This is a genomic window from Shinella zoogloeoides, assembly GCF_030733845.1.
Taxonomy (GTDB): Bacteria; Pseudomonadota; Alphaproteobacteria; order Rhizobiales; family Rhizobiaceae; genus Shinella; species Shinella zoogloeoides_C.
In genome coordinates, this window is the sequence record NZ_CP132312.1 from 281,129 (window position 1) to 297,425 (window position 16,297).

Annotated in this window: 11 protein-coding genes and 1 pseudogene; 11 read left to right on the forward strand and 1 reads right to left on the reverse strand. The window is 66.7% G+C overall.

Annotated elements, in window-relative coordinates; translation table 11 throughout:
• Position 1 precedes the first annotated feature (1 nt).
• From Q9316_RS21780 to Q9316_RS21800, 5 genes and pseudogenes are all read left to right on the forward strand, one after another.
• Complete coding sequence (locus tag Q9316_RS21780; protein ID WP_306035407.1) at positions 2 to 1,750, forward strand: glycerol-3-phosphate dehydrogenase/oxidase; 1,749 nt, start codon at positions 2 to 4, stop codon at positions 1,748 to 1,750.
• Positions 1,723 to 2,560: pseudogene (locus Q9316_RS21785) on the forward strand (class I fructose-bisphosphate aldolase). Before Q9316_RS21780 ends, Q9316_RS21785 begins: the two are co-directional and overlap by 28 nt.
• A 30-nt stretch (positions 2,561 to 2,590) precedes the next feature.
• Positions 2,591 to 4,120: an FGGY-family carbohydrate kinase gene (locus tag Q9316_RS21790; protein ID WP_306035408.1), complete on the forward strand. Its 1,530-nt coding sequence runs from the start codon at positions 2,591 to 2,593 to the stop codon at positions 4,118 to 4,120.
• A gap of 2 nt (positions 4,121 to 4,122) precedes the next feature.
• Complete coding sequence (locus Q9316_RS21795; protein ID WP_306035822.1) at positions 4,123 to 5,742, forward strand: GMC family oxidoreductase; 1,620 nt, start codon at positions 4,123 to 4,125, stop codon at positions 5,740 to 5,742.
• Between the two features lie 227 nt (positions 5,743 to 5,969).
• Positions 5,970 to 7,973 (forward strand): putative bifunctional diguanylate cyclase/phosphodiesterase, encoded by a 2,004-nt coding sequence (locus tag Q9316_RS21800; protein ID WP_306035409.1) that lies wholly within the window; start codon positions 5,970 to 5,972, stop codon positions 7,971 to 7,973.
• A 4-nt stretch (positions 7,974 to 7,977) separates the two neighbouring features.
• Here Q9316_RS21800 and Q9316_RS21805 read toward each other — a convergent pair whose 3' ends face one another.
• Positions 7,978 to 8,640 (reverse strand): GntR family transcriptional regulator, encoded by a 663-nt coding sequence (locus tag Q9316_RS21805; protein WP_306035410.1) that lies wholly within the window; start codon positions 8,638 to 8,640, stop codon positions 7,978 to 7,980.
• 246 nt (positions 8,641 to 8,886) lie between these two features.
• Between Q9316_RS21805 and Q9316_RS21810 the strand changes: the two genes are divergently transcribed.
• From Q9316_RS21810 to aguA, 6 genes are all read left to right on the forward strand, one after another.
• The gene (locus tag Q9316_RS21810) at positions 8,887 to 10,152 is read left to right on the forward strand and encodes an NRAMP family divalent metal transporter (RefSeq protein WP_306035411.1); all 1,266 of its coding nucleotides are present in this window, start codon (positions 8,887 to 8,889) and stop codon (positions 10,150 to 10,152) included.
• Between the two features lie 16 nt (positions 10,153 to 10,168).
• On the forward strand, positions 10,169 to 10,936 hold the full coding sequence (locus Q9316_RS21815; RefSeq protein WP_306035412.1) for a LamB/YcsF family protein: 768 nt from the start codon (positions 10,169 to 10,171) through the stop codon (positions 10,934 to 10,936).
• Between the two features lie 10 nt (positions 10,937 to 10,946).
• Entirely contained in the window at positions 10,947 to 11,756 is an 810-nt protein-coding gene (locus Q9316_RS21820) for a putative hydro-lyase (protein ID WP_306035413.1), read from the forward strand.
• Positions 11,757 to 11,763: 7 nt separating this feature from the next.
• A complete protein-coding gene (locus Q9316_RS21825; protein ID WP_306035414.1) occupies positions 11,764 to 13,359 on the forward strand; it encodes a 5-oxoprolinase/urea amidolyase family protein in 1,596 nt (531 codons plus the stop codon).
• Positions 13,360 to 13,363: 4 nt separating this feature from the next.
• Positions 13,364 to 15,088, forward strand: coding sequence for an acetyl/propionyl/methylcrotonyl-CoA carboxylase subunit alpha (locus tag Q9316_RS21830; RefSeq protein WP_306035415.1), 1,725 nt, complete (start codon positions 13,364 to 13,366; stop codon positions 15,086 to 15,088).
• 88 nt (positions 15,089 to 15,176) lie between these two features.
• Positions 15,177 to 16,289 carry an agmatine deiminase gene (gene aguA / locus Q9316_RS21835; RefSeq protein WP_306035416.1) on the forward strand — a complete coding sequence of 371 codons (1,113 nt, stop codon included), beginning with the start codon at positions 15,177 to 15,179 and terminating at the stop codon, positions 16,287 to 16,289.
• Positions 16,290 to 16,297: the final 8 nt, after the last annotated feature.

Consider the following 16,297-nt stretch of genomic DNA (forward strand, 5'->3'; position numbering starts at 1 on the left):
CATGAACCGGAACGAGATAGTGGACGGGCTCCGCCAGAGCCCGAAGGTGGACGTGTGCGTCCTCGGCGGCGGTATCAACGGGCTCAGCGTCTTCCGCGAGCTGGCGCTGCAGGGCGTGAACGTGCTACTGGTCGAGAAGGACGACTACTGCTCGGGCGCGAGCGCGGCCCTCTCGCGCATGGTCCACGGCGGATTGCGCTACCTCGAAAACGGCGAGTTCAGCCTCGTCAGAGAATCGCTCGTCGAGCGCGACCGGCTGCTTCGCAACGCGCCCCACTATGTCGCGCCCCTGCCGACCACGGTGCCGATCTTCGACACCTTCTCCGGCCTTGCCAACGGTATCGTGCGGTTCTTCGGCCTCACCCGCCGCCCGAGCCGGCGCGGCGCCATCGCCATCAAGGCGGGCCTCGGCATCTACGATTTCCTGACGCGCAAGCGTGCGCTGATGCCGAGGCACCAGTTCCGCGGCCGCAAGGCGACACTCGACAAATGGCCGGCGCTCAATCCGGCGATCCGCAATTCCGCGACCTATTTCGATGCCTGGGTCAGCCATCCCGAACGCATCGGCATCGAGCTCCTGCGCGATGGCCTCTCGGCGGGGCCGAATGCCCGGGCTTTGAACTATGCGACCGTCGAACAGGCCGGTGCCGGTCTCTTCCGGCTGCGGGACGGCGTTTCCGGGGACGTGCTTTCCATCCAGCCCCGTCTGGTGATCAACGCAACGGGCGGCTGGATCGACATTGCGAACGGCTTCCTGTTCCCGCAGGAGGCTCTGCCGGCGCCGCTGATGGGCGGCACGAAGGGCTCACACCTCATCGTCGACAATCCGGTCCTGCGCGACATGCTCGACGGGCACATGATCTACTACGAGAACGAGGACGGGCGCATCTGCATCCTGTTTCCCTATCTCGGCAAGGTGCTGGTCGGCTCGACGGATATCCGTGTCGACGATCCCGGCACGGTGCGCTGCGAGGCGGAGGAGCGTGACTACATCCTGCAATCGCTCGCCTTCGTGCTGCCGGGCGTACACGTTCGTCCGGAGGAGGTGATCTTCCAGTTCGCCGGCGTGCGCCCGCTTCCAGCGAGCAAGGACAGCTTCACGGGCCGCATCCCGCGCGATCATTTCTGCACCATGCTCGAAGGGCAGGACGGCGGGCCGCCGGTGCTCTGCATGATCGGCGGCAAATGGACGACCTTCCGCTCGTTCGGCGAACTGGCCGCCGACATGACGCTGGAGCGCCTCGGGCTGTCGCGCCGGGTGGATACGGCGGACCGTCCGTTCGGGGGCGGCCGGGCCTTCCCGGCAGACCGCGACGGCTGGGTTGCCGCGCTGGCCGCATCGACCGGTCTCACCTGCGCAAGATTGGCGGCGCTTTTCGAACGCTACGGTACGGATGCCGAGGAAGTCGCCCGCTTCATCGCGGCCGGCGCGGAGCAGTCCCTGCCCCATGCCGGCTACAGTGCGCGGGAAATCCTGTATCTCCTGCGCACGGAGGCGGTGGAGCATCTGGATGACCTGCTGCTGCGCCGCACGACGCTCGCCATCGCCGGCGACCTTTCCCTCGCCATGGCCGAGGCCGTCCTCGACCTGCTTGCCGCCGAAAAGGCTTGGGGCACCTCGCGCCGGGCCGAGGAGCGCACCCGTTTTCTGACCCTCCTGCATGAACGCCACGGCGTTTCGCAGGAAACCCTTTCCGCAAGGAACGAACAAAGGAGTGAACTATGCGAGACAACCGCAAGGTCCGGATGAACCGGCTGTTCGGCAACGGCCGTTGCCTGGACGTCGCGATCGATCACGGCGTGTGCAACGAGCCGTCCTTCCTCGACGGGCTGGAGGACATGCCCGCCGTCGTGAGGGCGCTGGTCGATGCGAGGCCCGATGCGATCCAGATGAACTACGGCCAGGCCGACCTCCTGCAGGATATCCCCGGCAAGGACAAGCCGGCGCTCGTCATGCGCATCGACATGGGCAATCCCTACAACCGCATCCGCCATCGCGACATGTGGGCCGTGCTGCAGAACGAGGCCGAGCCGCTGGTCGGCGCCTTGCAGATGGATGCGGCCTGCGTGGTGGTCAATCTCTTCATGCTGCCGGACGAGCCCGATCTCTTCCGCCAATGCGTGCAGAACATCGCGCGCGTCAGGGCCGATTGCGAGAAATACGGCATGCCGCTGATGATCGAGCCGCATGCAGCCCGTCACGGAGCGCGGCGGCTACATGGTGGATGGCGATGCCGACAAGATCGTCACCCTGACGCGGCTCGCCCGCGAAATGGGCGCCGACATCGTCAAGGCCGATCCGACGACCAATGCGGAAGATTTCCACCGCGTCGTCGAGGCGGCGCGCTGCCCGATCCTCGTGCGGGGCGGCGGCAAGGAGGACCTTCGCGCCGTCTTCGACAAATCCGCCGCCTTGATGCGGCAGGGCGCAATGGGCATGGTCTACGGGCGCAACATCTACCAGCATGCCAATCCGGGCGCCGTCGTGCGCGGGCTGATGGCGATCATCCACAAGGATGCGGGCGGCGAAGAGGCCTTCGCGGTCTATCAGCAGGGCTGATGTCGGGCCGAACCTTGGGAGGGGTTCAGAATGGGAAAGTATCTGTTGGGGCTCGACGCCGGCAACACCGTCATCAAGGCGGTGATCTTCGACTGCGCGGGCCGCGAGGTGGCCTATGCGGGGGAGGAGGGGCACAGCCGCATGCCGTGCCCCGGCTATGTCGAGCGCGACCTGAATGAACTCTGGGCCAATGCCCGGCGCGTCATCCGCACCTGCCTCGACAAGGCGGGGATCGCGGCCGGCGACATCGCCGCCATCGGCTGCGCCGGGCACGGCAACGGGCTCTATGCGCTCGATCGGGATGGCGAACCGCTCATCGGCATCCAGTCGCTCGACACGCGGGCGACGGGCCTCGTCGAGGAATGGGCGTCGGCCGGCGTCGGCGAGCGGACGTATCCCATCGCCCGCCAGCGTCCCTGGCCGTCCCAGACGCCGACCCTGCTTGCCTGGTTGAAGCGCCACCGGCCGGAGGTGTTCAAGCGGATCGGCACGGTGTTCTTCTCCAAGGACTTCGTCGTGAACCGGCTGACCGGTGAGCGCGTCAGCGAGGTGTCGGACATGTCGGGCGCAGGCCTCATCGATCTTGCCGGGCGCCGCTACGACGGACAGCTGATGGAGGCCTATGGCCTTGGCGACTGCATGGACCTCCTGCCGACGCTCATCGAAAGCGCCGACATCGCCGGGCGGGTGACGCAGGAGGTGGCGCGGGAAACCGGGCTTGCCGCCGGGACGCCCGTCGTCGGCGGGCTGTTCGACGTCGTCGCCTCGGCGCTCGGCTCGGGCGTCTCGCGCACGGGCAGCGCTTCGATCATCGCGGGCACCTGGAGCATCAACCAAGTCATCATGGACGGCCCCACCCTTGACGGCCCGGTCTTCATGTCCTCTACTTTCGACCGCAGCCGCTACATGGCGATGGAAAACAGCGCCACCTCCGCGGCCAATCTCGAATGGCTGGTGCGGGAGTTCTTCGAGGGCGATCATCAGGGCGATATCTCGCCGTTCGACGCGTGCTGCGCGCTGGCGGCGGCCATCGAGCCCGCGGCGGACGACCCGCTCTACCATCCCTATCTCTACGGCGCGCAGCAGGACGGCCACGCTCGGGCCGGCTTCTACGGCATCGCTGGCTGGCACACCAGAGGCCATCTGGTCCGTGCCCTACTCGAGGGCGTCGCGTTCGGCCACCGCCAGCATGTCGAGACGATCCGCAAGGCCGGCGCGACGTTCGAGGAGGCGGTCCTTTCCGGCGGCGGCTCGCGCAGCAGGCTCTGGCCGCAGATCTTCGCCGATGTGCTGGGCGTTCCCGTCTCCGTCGCCGCCTCGCGGGAAACCGGCGCGCTCGGCGCGGCCATCGCGGCGGGAACCGGCGTGGGCCTCTTTGCCGATTTCACGCAAGGGGCCGATGCCATGGTGCAGGTCGAGCGGCACTACAAGCCGAACGGCGCGCTTGCCGCCCATTACGACCGGCGCTACGCCCTCTACAACGACATTGCCGAGGCCATGGCGCCGCTCTGGCGGCGGCTGTCGGCATCGCAAACCATGGCAACGGGAGTTGCGGCGTGAACATGCATGTCAACGAGACGCCGGTGGACGAGGGCACCTACGATTTCATCGTCGTCGGTGCCGGCTCGGCCGGCTGCGTCCTGGCCAACCGGCTGTCGGCCGATCCGAGGAGCCGGGTGCTTCTCATCGAAGCGGGCGGCTCGGACCGCTATCACTGGGTCCATGTGCCGATCGGCTATCTCTACTGCATGGGCAATCCACGCACCGACTGGATGATGAAGACGGCGGCGGAAGCCGGCCTCAACGGCCGCGCGCTCAACTATCCCCGGGGAAAGCTGCTCGGCGGCTGCTCCTCGATCAACGGCATGATCTACATGCGCGGCCAGGCGGCCGACTATGACGGCTGGCGGCAGGCAGGCAATGCCGGCTGGGGCTGGGACGACGTGCTGCCCTATTTCCTGAAATCGGAAGACAACTATCGCGGCCGGTCCGCCATGCACGGCGCGGGCGGCGAATGGCGCGTGGAGCGCCAGCGCCTCTCCTGGCCGATCCTCGACGCCTTCCGCGATGCGGCGGAGGAGCTTGGCGTTCCGAAGACCGACGACTTCAACGACGGGGACAACGAGGGCTCGGGCTATTTCGAGGTCAACCAGCGCGGGGGCCTGCGCTGGAACACGACGAAGGCGTTCCTGCGTCCCGCCATGAAGCGGAAGAACCTGCGCGTGCTGACCGGTGCCGAGACCGAACGGCTGGAATTCGACGGCAAGGCCGTGACCGGCGTGCGTTTCCGCCTGAACGGCCGCGTCTGCCGTGCTCGCGCATCCCGGGAAGTCGTGCTGTCGGCCGGGGCGATCAACTCGCCGAAGATACTGGAACTGTCGGGCGTCGGCCGGCCGGACCTGCTGCCCGCCCTCGGTATTCCGGTTCATCATGCGCTCCCCGGCGTCGGAGAGAACCTTCAGGATCACCTGCAGATCCGCACCGTCTTCCGGATCGAAGGCGCGCGCACGCTGAACCAGCTCTACCACAATCTTCTCAGCCGCGCCGGCATGGGCCTGCAATATGCGTTCAACCGCTCCGGCCCTCTCTCCATGGCGCCGAGCCAGCTCGGCATCTTCGCGAAAAGCGACCCGGCCGTCGCGACGGCCGATCTGGAATACCATGTCCAGCCGCTCAGCACGGACCGGCTCGGCGAGCCGCTGCACCGCTATCCGGCGGTCACAGTCTCCGTCTGCAACCTTCGGCCGGAAAGCCGCGGCACGGTTCATATGACGGCGCGCGATGCGGCCCTGCCGCCTGAAATCCGGCCGAACTACCTTTCGACAGTGGGCGACAGGCTGCTTGCGGCAAAATCCATCCGCCATGCCCGCAGCCTCATGCAGACGAAGGCGATCTCGTGCTTCCGCCCGCAGGAAGTCCTGCCGGGAACGGACTATGCCAGCGATGAGGAGCTGATCCGCCGTGCCGGCGATATCGCAACGACCATCTTCCACCCGGTCGGCACCTGCAAGATGGGCAGCGACCCATTGGCCGTCGTAGATGCGAGGCTGCGCGTGCACGGTCTCGACAGACTTCGCGTGGTCGACGCCTCGATCATGCCGACCATCGTCTCCGGTAACACCAACTCGCCGGTGATTATGATCGCGGAAAAAGCCGCCGAAGCTATTCTGGGACGCGCCTAGCGCTTCGCCGATCGGATCGAAAACAGGACAGATAGAAAGTAATCTTCTGGTTGTATTAGGGTTTTCATTACTCTCTTGTGCTCCACTCGCCTGTACTGAACGATGGTGGCGCCGCCACCCTCGTCGACAGCAAGACGGATGACACGGGTGCGGCCTTTGGACGGGACAACAGCAAGCGCAAACGGACGGTACGGCGGAACCTGCTTTGCGCCGCGCCGGTGCCCACGATGAAGCAATCTCCGAAGACGACGCTGCGCCTGATCACGGTTGCCTGGCCGTTCGTCCTGATCGTCATCCTCCAGACGGCGTTCGCCACCTTCAGCCTCCAGGTCACGTCTTCCCTGCGTGCCTTCGTGACTGGCGAAAGCCTGTGGTCGAAGGGCCAGCACGATGCCCTCTACTATCTCAACCGCTACGCCGAATCCGGCAATCGCTCCTTCGTCGACCGCTATCATCGGGCGATGGCGGTGCCGCTGGGCGACCGCGAGGCGCGGCTGGCGCTCGAAGCGAACCCGCCGGATATCGACGCCGCCTTCGACGGTTTCCTGAAGGGCGGCAATCACCCGGACGACATTCCGAACGTCATTTGGCTGTTCCGCTACTTCCGCTGGCTGCCGGTGATGGAAGCGTGCATCCGCGACTGGCGCACGGCGGAAGGCGTCCTCATGCAATTGCTGCCGATCGGCGAGGCGATCGACACATCCCGCCATATCAGCGAGAGCGATCGGCGCGACATCACGCGCCAGCTCGACGAGATCAATGCGCTCGTGACGCCGCTTACCAAGCGCTTCTCCGACCGCCTCGGCGAAGGCACGCGCCAGGTCCAGAGCGTGCTTTTCATCAGCAACGTGGCGATGGCGCTGTTGTTCGTCGTGCTGACCGTCTGGCGGCTCAACACATTCCTCACGCATCGGCGCCGGATCGAGGCGCAGCTTTCCTTCAGCGCCAATCACGACGATCTCACGGGCCTGCCCAACCGGCGGCTTTTCGAGGAGAGACTGGCCCGCGCGCTCGATGGCGCCGAGGCGGGTCATGCCCTGATGTTCATCGACCTCGACCAGTTCAAGGCGGTGAACGACAATGGCGGCCATGCGGCGGGTGACGAACTCCTACGGCGCGTGTCGCGCGACCTCGGCAATGCGATCCGCGGCACGGACCTCCTCGCCCGCCTCGGCGGTGACGAGTTCGGCATCGTGCTGCCGAAATGCTCGCCGGAGGATGCGCTGCGTATCGCGCTTCGCCTGCGCGAGATTACCGAGGCGATCGATTTCGTCTGGAACGGGCACCGTTATTCCATCAGCGCCAGCATCGGCATGGTGCATCTCGGGGGTACGAGCTACACGTTGCAGGAAGCGCTGCGCGCTGCCGACATCGCCTGCTACATGGCCAAGGAGAAAGGGCGAAACCGCGTGCACGTCTACGAGACGAACGATGCGGCGCAGACCCAGTTCACCGTCAACCTCAATTGGGTGCAGCGCCTGCACCGCGCGCTGGAGGACGACCGTTTCCAGCTCTTTTCGCAATCGATTGCCGCCGTCGGCGGAAACGGCGAGGCGCAGGAGCATTGCGAGATCCTGCTGCGGCTCGAGGAAGACGGCAAGCTGCTTGCCCCCGGCGCCTTCATCCCTGCGGCTGAGCGCTTCGGCCTCATGCCCGCCATCGACCGGTGGGTCGTGCGCCATTCGCTCGATGCCATCGGCCGGCACGGCGCTGCCGCCGGCACCTATTCGATCAATCTCAGCGGCTTGACGCTGAAGGACGACACCTTCATGCCGTTCCTGCGCGAGGCGCTGCGCCGCAGCCGCGTGCCGGCCGATGTGCTCTGCTTCGAGATCACGGAAACCAGCGCCATCGAGAATCTCGACGAGGCCATAGCCTTCATGAATGCGATGCGTGCCATGGGCTGCCGCTTCGCCCTCGACGATTTCGGTGTCGGCATGTCGTCGCTGACCTACCTCAAGCGTCTGCCGGTCGACTATGTGAAGATCGACGGAAGTTTCGTGCGCGACATGCTGACGGACAAGGCGGACTGGACGACGGTCGAGATGATCAACCAGATCTCGCATCTCGCCGGGCGCAGGACGATTGCGGAATTCGTTGAAAACAAAGAGATTCTCGCGGCGCTTGAGAAAATCGGCGTGGACTATGCGCAAGGCTATGCCATTGCGCGCCCTGTGCCCTTCCGCCCGGAAGCATCCGCGCCGGCGCTGCGCCATGCGGACGTGGCTTAGATGATCAGGCCATTTCGGAGGCCCGCTCCAATGCCTTCAGCATGGTCCGCTCCGCGAGGTTGAGATAGGTCTCCATCTGCGCTGCCGCCTCGTGGGGCTTGTTCTGTTCCAGCAGGCTGACGATGGCGTCGTTCATGTCGACGAAGGGCGCGTGCAGGTGCTCCGGATCGTTCAGCAGCCCGAAGCAGAGGCGCAGTTCCGCCGAGATCCGCTCGTAGAATTCGTTGAGCCGCACGCTGTCGGAAAGGTCGATGATGGCGGTGTGGAAGATCATGTTGGCGCTGCCGACTGCGAGCCAGTTGCCCTGTTCGCGCTGCCGGCGCGCGGTGTCCACCGCCTCGCGCATCACCCTTATGGCGGGGTGCTGCTGCCAGGCCTGGCGGAGCGCGCCGCATTCCAGCATGCGGCGCACCCGGTAGATGTCGATGATCGAGGCCATGGTGGGCACGGCGACGAAGACGCCGCGATTGGCCTCGTGGCGCAGCAGCCCGTCCTTGGTGAGCAGGCGGAAGGCTTCGCGCAGCGAGTTGCGGGAGACCTCGAAACGATCGCTGAAGGCGGCTTCCGAGAGGCGCTGGCCGGGGGCGAGCTCGCCCGAGATCAGCAACGTGCGGATGCGTCGCGCCAATCGGTCTGCAAGCGGCAGGCCATCTCCATCATCCGTCATTCCGTCCTCCTCGATCCCGGCGCAAATTGCCGGGACATGCCCGCATTCTTCGCTGCCCTTAGCACGAATGCGGGGACAATGGAGGTTAAATTTGCGGCCAATCGCGGCCTATGTGGTTGGTAAAAAGGCAGAAATAAGGAACGATACCGAAATATTGTTGAACAATGTTGACATTTTTGTGTAGCAGGGCATCATTCCGTCATGCAGTACCCGCGAGGGGCGGGTGCATGAGAGCGGAGAAATCTCATGGAAAAGAATGCAGCTCTGCCTGCCGGCCCGAGCGTGGTCGCGCAGGGTCTCGAAACCGTCAAATCCCGCCGCTCGGCGTTGATCGCCGCGATCTTCCTGATGGCGACCAGCGCCATCGGCCCCGGCTTCATCACGCAGACCGCGACCTTCACCACAAAGCTCGGCGCCGCCTTCGCCTTCGGCATCCTGGCCTCCATCCTCATCGACTTCGTGGTGCAGCTGAACATCTGGCGCATCGTCACGCTGACGCGCATGCGGGCCTCCGACGTCGCCAATGCCGCCATTCCCGGCTCCGGTTACCTTCTTGCCATCCTTGTCATCGTCGGCGGCCTGTTCTTCAACATCGGCAATATCGGCGGCACGGGCCTTGGCCTCAACGCCGTCTTCGGCCTTGATCCCAAAATCGGCGGGGCGATCAGCGCCGTCTTCTCGATCGGCATCTTCCTGTCGAAGCGCGCCGGCCTTGCCGTCGACCGCTTCATCATCTTCGCCGGCATCCTGATGATCGTGCTGACGCTCTACGTCGCCTTCGTTTCCGGCCCGCCGGTCGGAGACGCGCTGTTCCAGACCGTCCTGCCCGATACGATCGATTTTGCGGCCATCACCACCATCGTCGGCGGCACGGTCGGCGGATACATCACCTATTCCGGCGCGCACCGCCTGCTCGACCGCGGCATGGTCGGCCAGCAGCACCTGCCTGCCGTCACGCGCGCCGCGCTGACCGGCATCGCCGTGACGGGCCTGATGCGCTACGTGCTCTTTCTCGCCATCCTCGGCGTGGTCGCAAGCGGTGTCGTCATCGACACGGCGAGCCAGGCGGCAAACCCGGCCGCACAGGCCTTCCAGGCCGCGGCCGGCGACGCGGGCCTTCGCCTCTTCGGCATCATCTTCTGGGCCGCCGCCATCACCAGCGTCATCGGCGCGGCCTATACGTCGGTCTCGTTCATCACCGTCTTCAAGCAGGATATCAGCGAACACGCCCGCAATATGGCGACGGTGGTCTTCATCGCCATCTCGCTGGTCTGCTACCTGCTGATGACCACGCCGCCCGCTGCCATGCTCGTCTTCGTCGGCGGTCTCAACGGCCTCATCCTGCCGATTGGCCTCTCCATCTTCCTTTTCGCGGCCTGGAAGCGCGAGGACCTGATGGGCGGCTATCACTATCCGCGCTGGCTGCTGGTCCTCGGCGTCCTGGTCTGCGCGCTCACATGGTATATGGGCTACAAGTCGGCCGGCACGATCTTCGGTCTGCTGGGTTTCTAAAAGGGGAGGGAGGAACATGGTAGCGATCGATCTCAACAGCGATCTCGGCGAAAGCTACGGCGCCTGGCGCATGGGCGACGATGCGGCGATGCTCGCCGTCGTCTCCTCGGCCAACATCGCCTGCGGCTTCCACGCGGGCGATCCGGCCGGCATCTACCGCACGGTGAAGGCCGCGGCCGCAAACGGCGTCGTTATCGGCGCGCATGTCTCCTACCCGGATCGCGTCGGCTTCGGCCGGCGCGACCTCGACGCCACCCCGGAAGAGCTGATCGCCGACGTCATCTACCAGATCGGCGCGATCAAGGGCGTGGCCGCGGCGGCGGGCACGACCGTCCGCTACGTCAAGCCGCACGGCGCGCTCTACAACCGCATCGCCTATGACGCCAGGCAGGGCCAGGCGGTGATCGACGGCATCAAGGCGGTCGATCCCTCGCTGGTCCTGATGGGCCTTGCCAATGCGCCGATCCTCGACCTGGCGCGCCGCGCCGGCCTCGCCGTCGTCGCGGAAGCCTTCGCCGACCGCGCCTATACGCCGAAGGGCGAGCTCGTCTCGCGCCGCGAGCCCGGCGCCGTGCTGCATAACGAGGCGAAGATCGCCGACCGCATGGTCCAGCTTGCCCGCGAGGGAACGCTGGAGGCCATCGACGGCAGCACGATCCGCATCGAGGCGCAGTCGATCTGCGTACATGGCGACAGCCCCGGTGCAGTCGCCATCGCGCAGGAGATCCGCCGCCGCTTCGAGGCGGAGGGCATCGCCATCCGCTCCTTTGCCGAAAAAGCCTGAGGGCGCGACCATGACGCTCCCGACCGCCTATCTCGACCATACGGATGCATCGGCCGCCCGTGCGGCCCGCGCCGCCTATCGCGGCGGCCGCGTCGCGCCGACCTCGGGCATCGCGCCCGGCTTCACGCAGGCCAACATGATCGTGCTGCCGCGCGACTGGGCCTTCGATTTCCTGCTCTATGCGCAGCGCAATCCGAAACCCTGCCCGGTGCTCGACGTCTCCGACCCCGGCTCGCCGACGACGCTGCTGGCGCCCGGCGCGGACCTGCGCACCGACCTGCCGCTCTACCGCATCTGGCGTGACGGCAAGCTCGTCGAGGAAACCCCGGATGCGACGGCGGCCTGGGCGGAGCGCGACGACCTCGTCGCCTTCCTGATCGGCTGCTCCTTCACTTTCGAGACGCCGATGGTGGAGGCGGGCATCGAGATCCGCCACATGACGGACAAGAGCAACGTGCCGATGTATCTCACCGACAAGGCCTGCCGCCCGGCCGGGCGGCTGAAGGGCAACATGGTGGTCTCCATGCGGCCGATCCCGGCCGCGCGCGTCGCCGATGCCGCCACCATCTCGGGCCGCTTCCCGGCCGTGCACGGTGCGCCCGTGCATGTCGGCGCGCCCGAGGATATCGGCATCGCCGATCTCGCAAAGCCTGATTTCGGCGATGCGGTGCGCATCGAGCCCGGCGAGGTGCCGGTGTTCTGGGCGTGCGGCGTCACCCCGCAGGCAGCCGTGATGGCGTCCGGCGTGCCGTTCGCCATCACCCATGCGCCGGGCTACATGTTCATCACCGACATTCCCGATTCCGCCTACCACGCGTGAGGGCACGATGCGCTTTCTCCCTGTCAGCCTGACCACCATCCTCGTCGAGCTTGCCGATCTCGACGAAACGCTCGCGCTGTTCGCCTCCCTGCAGGCGGACGCCATCCACGGTGTCGAGGAAATGGTGCCGGCCGCCCGAACGCTGATGATCCGTTTCCGCCCGGAAAGGGTTTCGTCCAACAAGCTTGCCGCCCGCATCGCCACCCGCGATCTTTCGGCGAAGCTCGCACCGTCGGAGCAACTGGTGGAAATCCCCGTGCGCTATGACGGGGAAGACCTTGGCGACGTCGCGGAGCTGACCGGCCTCAGCGTGGAGGAGGTCGTCCGCCGCCACACGGAAAGCGAATTCACCGTGGCCTTCTGCGGTTTCGCGCCCGGCTTCGGCTATCTCGTCGGCGGCGATCCCACCCTGCATGTGCCGCGCCGCAAGAGCCCGCGCACCCGCATACCGGCCGGTTCCGTCGCGCTCGCCGGCGCCTTCAGCGGCGTCTACCCGCAGGCGAGCCCCGGCGGCTGGCAGATCATCGGCACGACGCCGGTCAAGATGTGGGATATCGACCGCGACCCCGGCGCGCTGTTCCAGCCCGGCTATCGCGTCCGCTTCTTCGACATGGAGACGGCCGGCAGGACGATCAGCATTCCCGAACCCGCCGTCCGCACGGAACAGGCGGTATCGGCGGAGACGCCGCAATTCAAGGTGCTCGCCGCGCCCATGCCCGCCGTGTTTCAGGATCTCGGCCGCTTCGGCCAGACGGGACAGGGCGTTTCCGCCTCCGGCGCACTCGACCGCGGCGCGTTCAATGCCGCCAACCGCATCGTCGGCAATCCGGCGGGCACGCCGGCGCTCGAACTCACGCTCGGCGGCTTCTCCTTCGAGAGCAATGTCCGTGCGGTGATCGGCCTTGCGGGCGCTGCCTGTCCGGTAACGGTGCGCGACGGCGCCGGTCGTGACAGGGAATTTGCGGCCTACCGGCCGATTGCGCTGGAACCCGGCGATGTCGTGACGATCGGTCATCCGAAAAGGGGCATGCGCGCCTATCTCTCCGTGCGCGGCGGGTTCGACGTCGCGCCGGTTCTCGGCAGCGCGGCGACCGATACGCTCGCCGTCGTCGGACCTGCGCCGGTGACGGCCGGAACCGTGCTGGCGTTGAAGTCCGGCAGGGATGGGCTCGCGAGCGTCTCCATCGACGAGGCCCCCGCCTTCGTCGCGCCTTCGGCCGCCGACGTCGTGACCCTCGACGTGGTGCTCGGCCCGCGCACGGACTGGTTCACGCAGAAGGGCATCGACACGCTGACGGGCCAGCTCTGGCAGGTGACGCCGCAATCTAGCCGGGTCGGCATCCGCCTTGCCGGCGACGTGCCGCTGGAGCGCAAGGACAGCGCGGAACTGCCGAGCGAGGGCACGGCGACCGGCGCCATCCAGGTGCCGCACAGCGGCCAGCCGGTGCTTTTCCTTGCCGATCATCCACTCACCGGCGGCTATCCCGTCATCGGCGCGGTCGCCGAATACCATCTGGACCTCGCCGGCCAGATCCCCATCAATGCAAAGATCTGTTTCCGCCCGATCGGCCCCTTCGCCGAAATCGCGACCCGCCAGGAGTAACGCCATGAAGAAAGTGCTGATTGCCAATCGCGGCGAGATCGCCGTGCGCATCGTGCGGGCCTGCCGCGACCACGGCCTCCAGTCGGTCGCCGTCTATGCCGATCCGGATGCGGACGCGCTGTTCGTGCGCCTTGCCGACGAAGCCTACGGGCTCGGCGGCGTGCGCCCGGCGGAAACCTATCTCAACATCGAGAAGCTGATCGCGATCGCAAGGCGCTCGGGTGCGGATGCGGTCCATCCCGGCTACGGCTTCCTTTCCGAGCGGGCGGAATTCGCCAGGGCCGTGCAGGATGCCGGCCTCATCTGGATCGGTCCCGATCCGGACGTGATCACCGCGCTGGGCGACAAGGTCGAGGCGCGGCGTATCGCACAGAGCGTCGGTGCGCCGCTCGTGGCCGGTAGCGACGGTCCGGTCGCCACGGCGGCGGAGGTGATCGCATTCGCCGAGCAGCACGGCCTGCCGGTCGCCATCAAGGCGGCGCATGGCGGCGGCGGGCGTGGCCTCAAGGTCGCCTGGAAGATGGAGGAGATCGCCGACCTCTACGAATCCGCTGTGCGCGAGGCGACCGCCGCCTTCGGTCGCGGCGAGTGTTTCCTTGAGCGTTTCCTCGACCGCCCCCGCCATATCGAGGCGCAGGTCATCGCCGACAAGCACGGCAACGTATTGGTGCTCGGCACCCGCGACTGCTCGGCGCAGCGGCGCAACCAGAAGCTCATCGAGGAGGCCCCCGCGCCCTTCCTGACGCCGGAACAGCGCGAGAAGATCCATGCCGCCGCGAAGGCCATCTGCGCCGCGGCCGGCTATTCCGGCGCCGGCACGGTGGAGTTCCTGCTCGGTGTCGACGGGACCATCTCCTTCCTGGAAGTGAACACCCGCCTGCAGGTCGAACACCCCGTCACGGAGGAGACGACCGGCATCGACCTCGTCATCGAACAGTTCCGCGTCGCCGAAGGGGAGCGCCTGCGCCTCCTTGAAACGCCGGCCCCGCGCGGCCACTCCATCGAATTCCGCATCAATGCGGAGGATCCCGGCCGCGGCTTCCTGCCGACGCCGGGCGCGATCACCGTTTTCGATCCGCCTTCCGGCCCCGGCGTGCGTCTCGACACCGGCGTCGTCAGCGGCTCCACCGTGCCGGGCGTCTTCGATTCGCTGATGGCCAAGCTCATCGTGACGGGCGCGACCCGCGAGGAGGCCCTGCGCCGTGCCCGCCGGGCGCTGAAGGAATTCCGTATCGAGGGCGTGGCGACGGTCCTGCCGTTCCACCGCGCGGCCATCGATACCGAGGACTTCATCGGAACCGACGGCTTCAAGGTGCATACCCGCTGGATCGAGACCGATTTTGCCGCCATGCCGGATGCCATGGCGCGGCCCGAGCCGGCCGCCGATCCGTCGCTGATCCGCACGCATCTCGAAATTGACGGCAAGCGCGTTTCGCTCGCCTTGCCGAGCCTCCTCCTCGCCGGCTTCAGCGCGGTCGGGCAGGGCTCGACCTCCGCGGCCGGCAGCGATACGGCGGAGGACGGCATCGCCGCCCCGGTTTCCGGCACGCTGCAGGCCTTCAAGATCGCCGATGGCACGGAGGTCGCCGAAGGCGAGCTGGTGGCGGTGATGGAGGCGATGAAGATGGAAACGCAGGTCCTCGCGCCGAAGGCCGGTCGTCTGCGGCTTCGCGTCAAGGAAGGCGATTATCTCCAGGCCGGCGACACGCTGATGGTCTTCGAGGGCTGAACCGCCCTCCCGCCTATCCCAAATGGGACATTGACCCGAAAGGGGTGCGCTTGCCTTAATCCACCCGGATTTTTCGATCGGGGGGAACATGGTACGCACGCTTGCAAGCACGCCCAGGGCAGACGGTTTTCGCGCGCCGGGGGAATTCGAGCCGAAGGCCGGCTGCTGGCTGATCTGGCCGGAACGGCCGGACACCTGGCGGCTCGGCGCCAAGCCCGCGCAGAAGCTCTTCGCGCAGGTCGCCGCGGCGATCGCCGAGAGCGAGCCGGTCACCATCGCCGTCTCGCGCCGCCAGTGGCTCAACGCCCGCGCCATGCTGCCGGAAAGCGTGCGGCTCGTGGAGATGTCGACGGACGATTCCTGGCTGCGCGACAGCGGCCCGAACTTCGTCATCAACGACCGCGGCGAGGTACGCGGCGTCGACTGGACCTTCAACGCCTATGGCGGCAATGACGGCGGCCTCTATTCGCCCTGGAACCTCGACGATCTCGTCGCCCGCAAGGTGCTGGAGACCGAGCGGATGGACCGCTATCGCTCGACGCTGATCGCCGAAGGCGGCGGCCTGCAATGCGACGGCGAGGGCACGCTGATCACCACGGAACAGTGCCTCCTGAACCGCAACCGCAACGGCCATCTCGGCAAGGCGGCGGTGGAGCAGCAGCTCTGCGACTATCTCGGTCTGGAGCATGTCATCTGGCTGCCGCGCGGCTTCTGCTTCGATGAGACGGACGGCCATATCGACGACGTCTGCTGCTTCGTGCGGCCGGGCGTGGTGGCGATGAGCTGGACTGAGGACCGCGACGACCCGCAATACGAGATCGTGCGCGAGGTGGAGGAGGCGCTGCGCTCGGCACGCGATGCACGCGGCCGGGCGCTGGAGGTGCACCGCATCACCCATCCCCGCCCCATCGAGATGACGGCGGAAGAGGCCGAAAGCGTCGACCAGGTCGACAGCACCTGGGCGCGGCCGGCCGGCAACCGCACCGCCGCCACCTATATCAACTACTATCCCGGCAACTCCGTCGTCGTCGTGCCGCAGTTCGACGACGAGACGCTCGACCGCGCCGCCAAGGCCAAGCTCGCCGAGCTCTTCCCGGACCACCGCATCGTCGGAATCGAGAATTCCCGCGAAATCCTGCTCGGGGGCGGCAACGTCGCCTGCATCACGCTGCCGGTCTATGCCGGCCAGACGAAGGCTTGAGGAGGAAG

Bases quoted from the DNA above. Each gene is read 5' to 3' on its own strand.
- Q9316_RS21780 (WP_306035407.1), top strand. From the start codon at position 2: ATGAACCGGAACGAGATAGTGGACGGGCTCCGCCAGAGCCCGAAGGTG.
- Q9316_RS21790 (WP_306035408.1), top strand. From the start codon at position 2,591: ATGGGAAAGTATCTGTTGGGGCTCGACGCCGGCAACACCGTCATCAAG.
- Q9316_RS21795 (WP_306035822.1), top strand. From the start codon at position 4,123: ATGCATGTCAACGAGACGCCGGTGGACGAGGGCACCTACGATTTCATC.
- Q9316_RS21800 (WP_306035409.1), top strand. From the start codon at position 5,970: ATGAAGCAATCTCCGAAGACGACGCTGCGCCTGATCACGGTTGCCTGG.
- Q9316_RS21805 (WP_306035410.1), bottom strand. From the start codon at position 8,640: ATGACGGATGATGGAGATGGCCTGCCGCTTGCAGACCGATTGGCGCGA.
- Q9316_RS21810 (WP_306035411.1), top strand. From the start codon at position 8,887: ATGGAAAAGAATGCAGCTCTGCCTGCCGGCCCGAGCGTGGTCGCGCAG.
- Q9316_RS21815 (WP_306035412.1), top strand. From the start codon at position 10,169: ATGGTAGCGATCGATCTCAACAGCGATCTCGGCGAAAGCTACGGCGCC.
- Q9316_RS21820 (WP_306035413.1), top strand. From the start codon at position 10,947: ATGACGCTCCCGACCGCCTATCTCGACCATACGGATGCATCGGCCGCC.
- Q9316_RS21825 (WP_306035414.1), top strand. From the start codon at position 11,764: ATGCGCTTTCTCCCTGTCAGCCTGACCACCATCCTCGTCGAGCTTGCC.
- Q9316_RS21830 (WP_306035415.1), top strand. From the start codon at position 13,364: ATGAAGAAAGTGCTGATTGCCAATCGCGGCGAGATCGCCGTGCGCATC.
- aguA (WP_306035416.1), top strand. From the start codon at position 15,177: ATGGTACGCACGCTTGCAAGCACGCCCAGGGCAGACGGTTTTCGCGCG.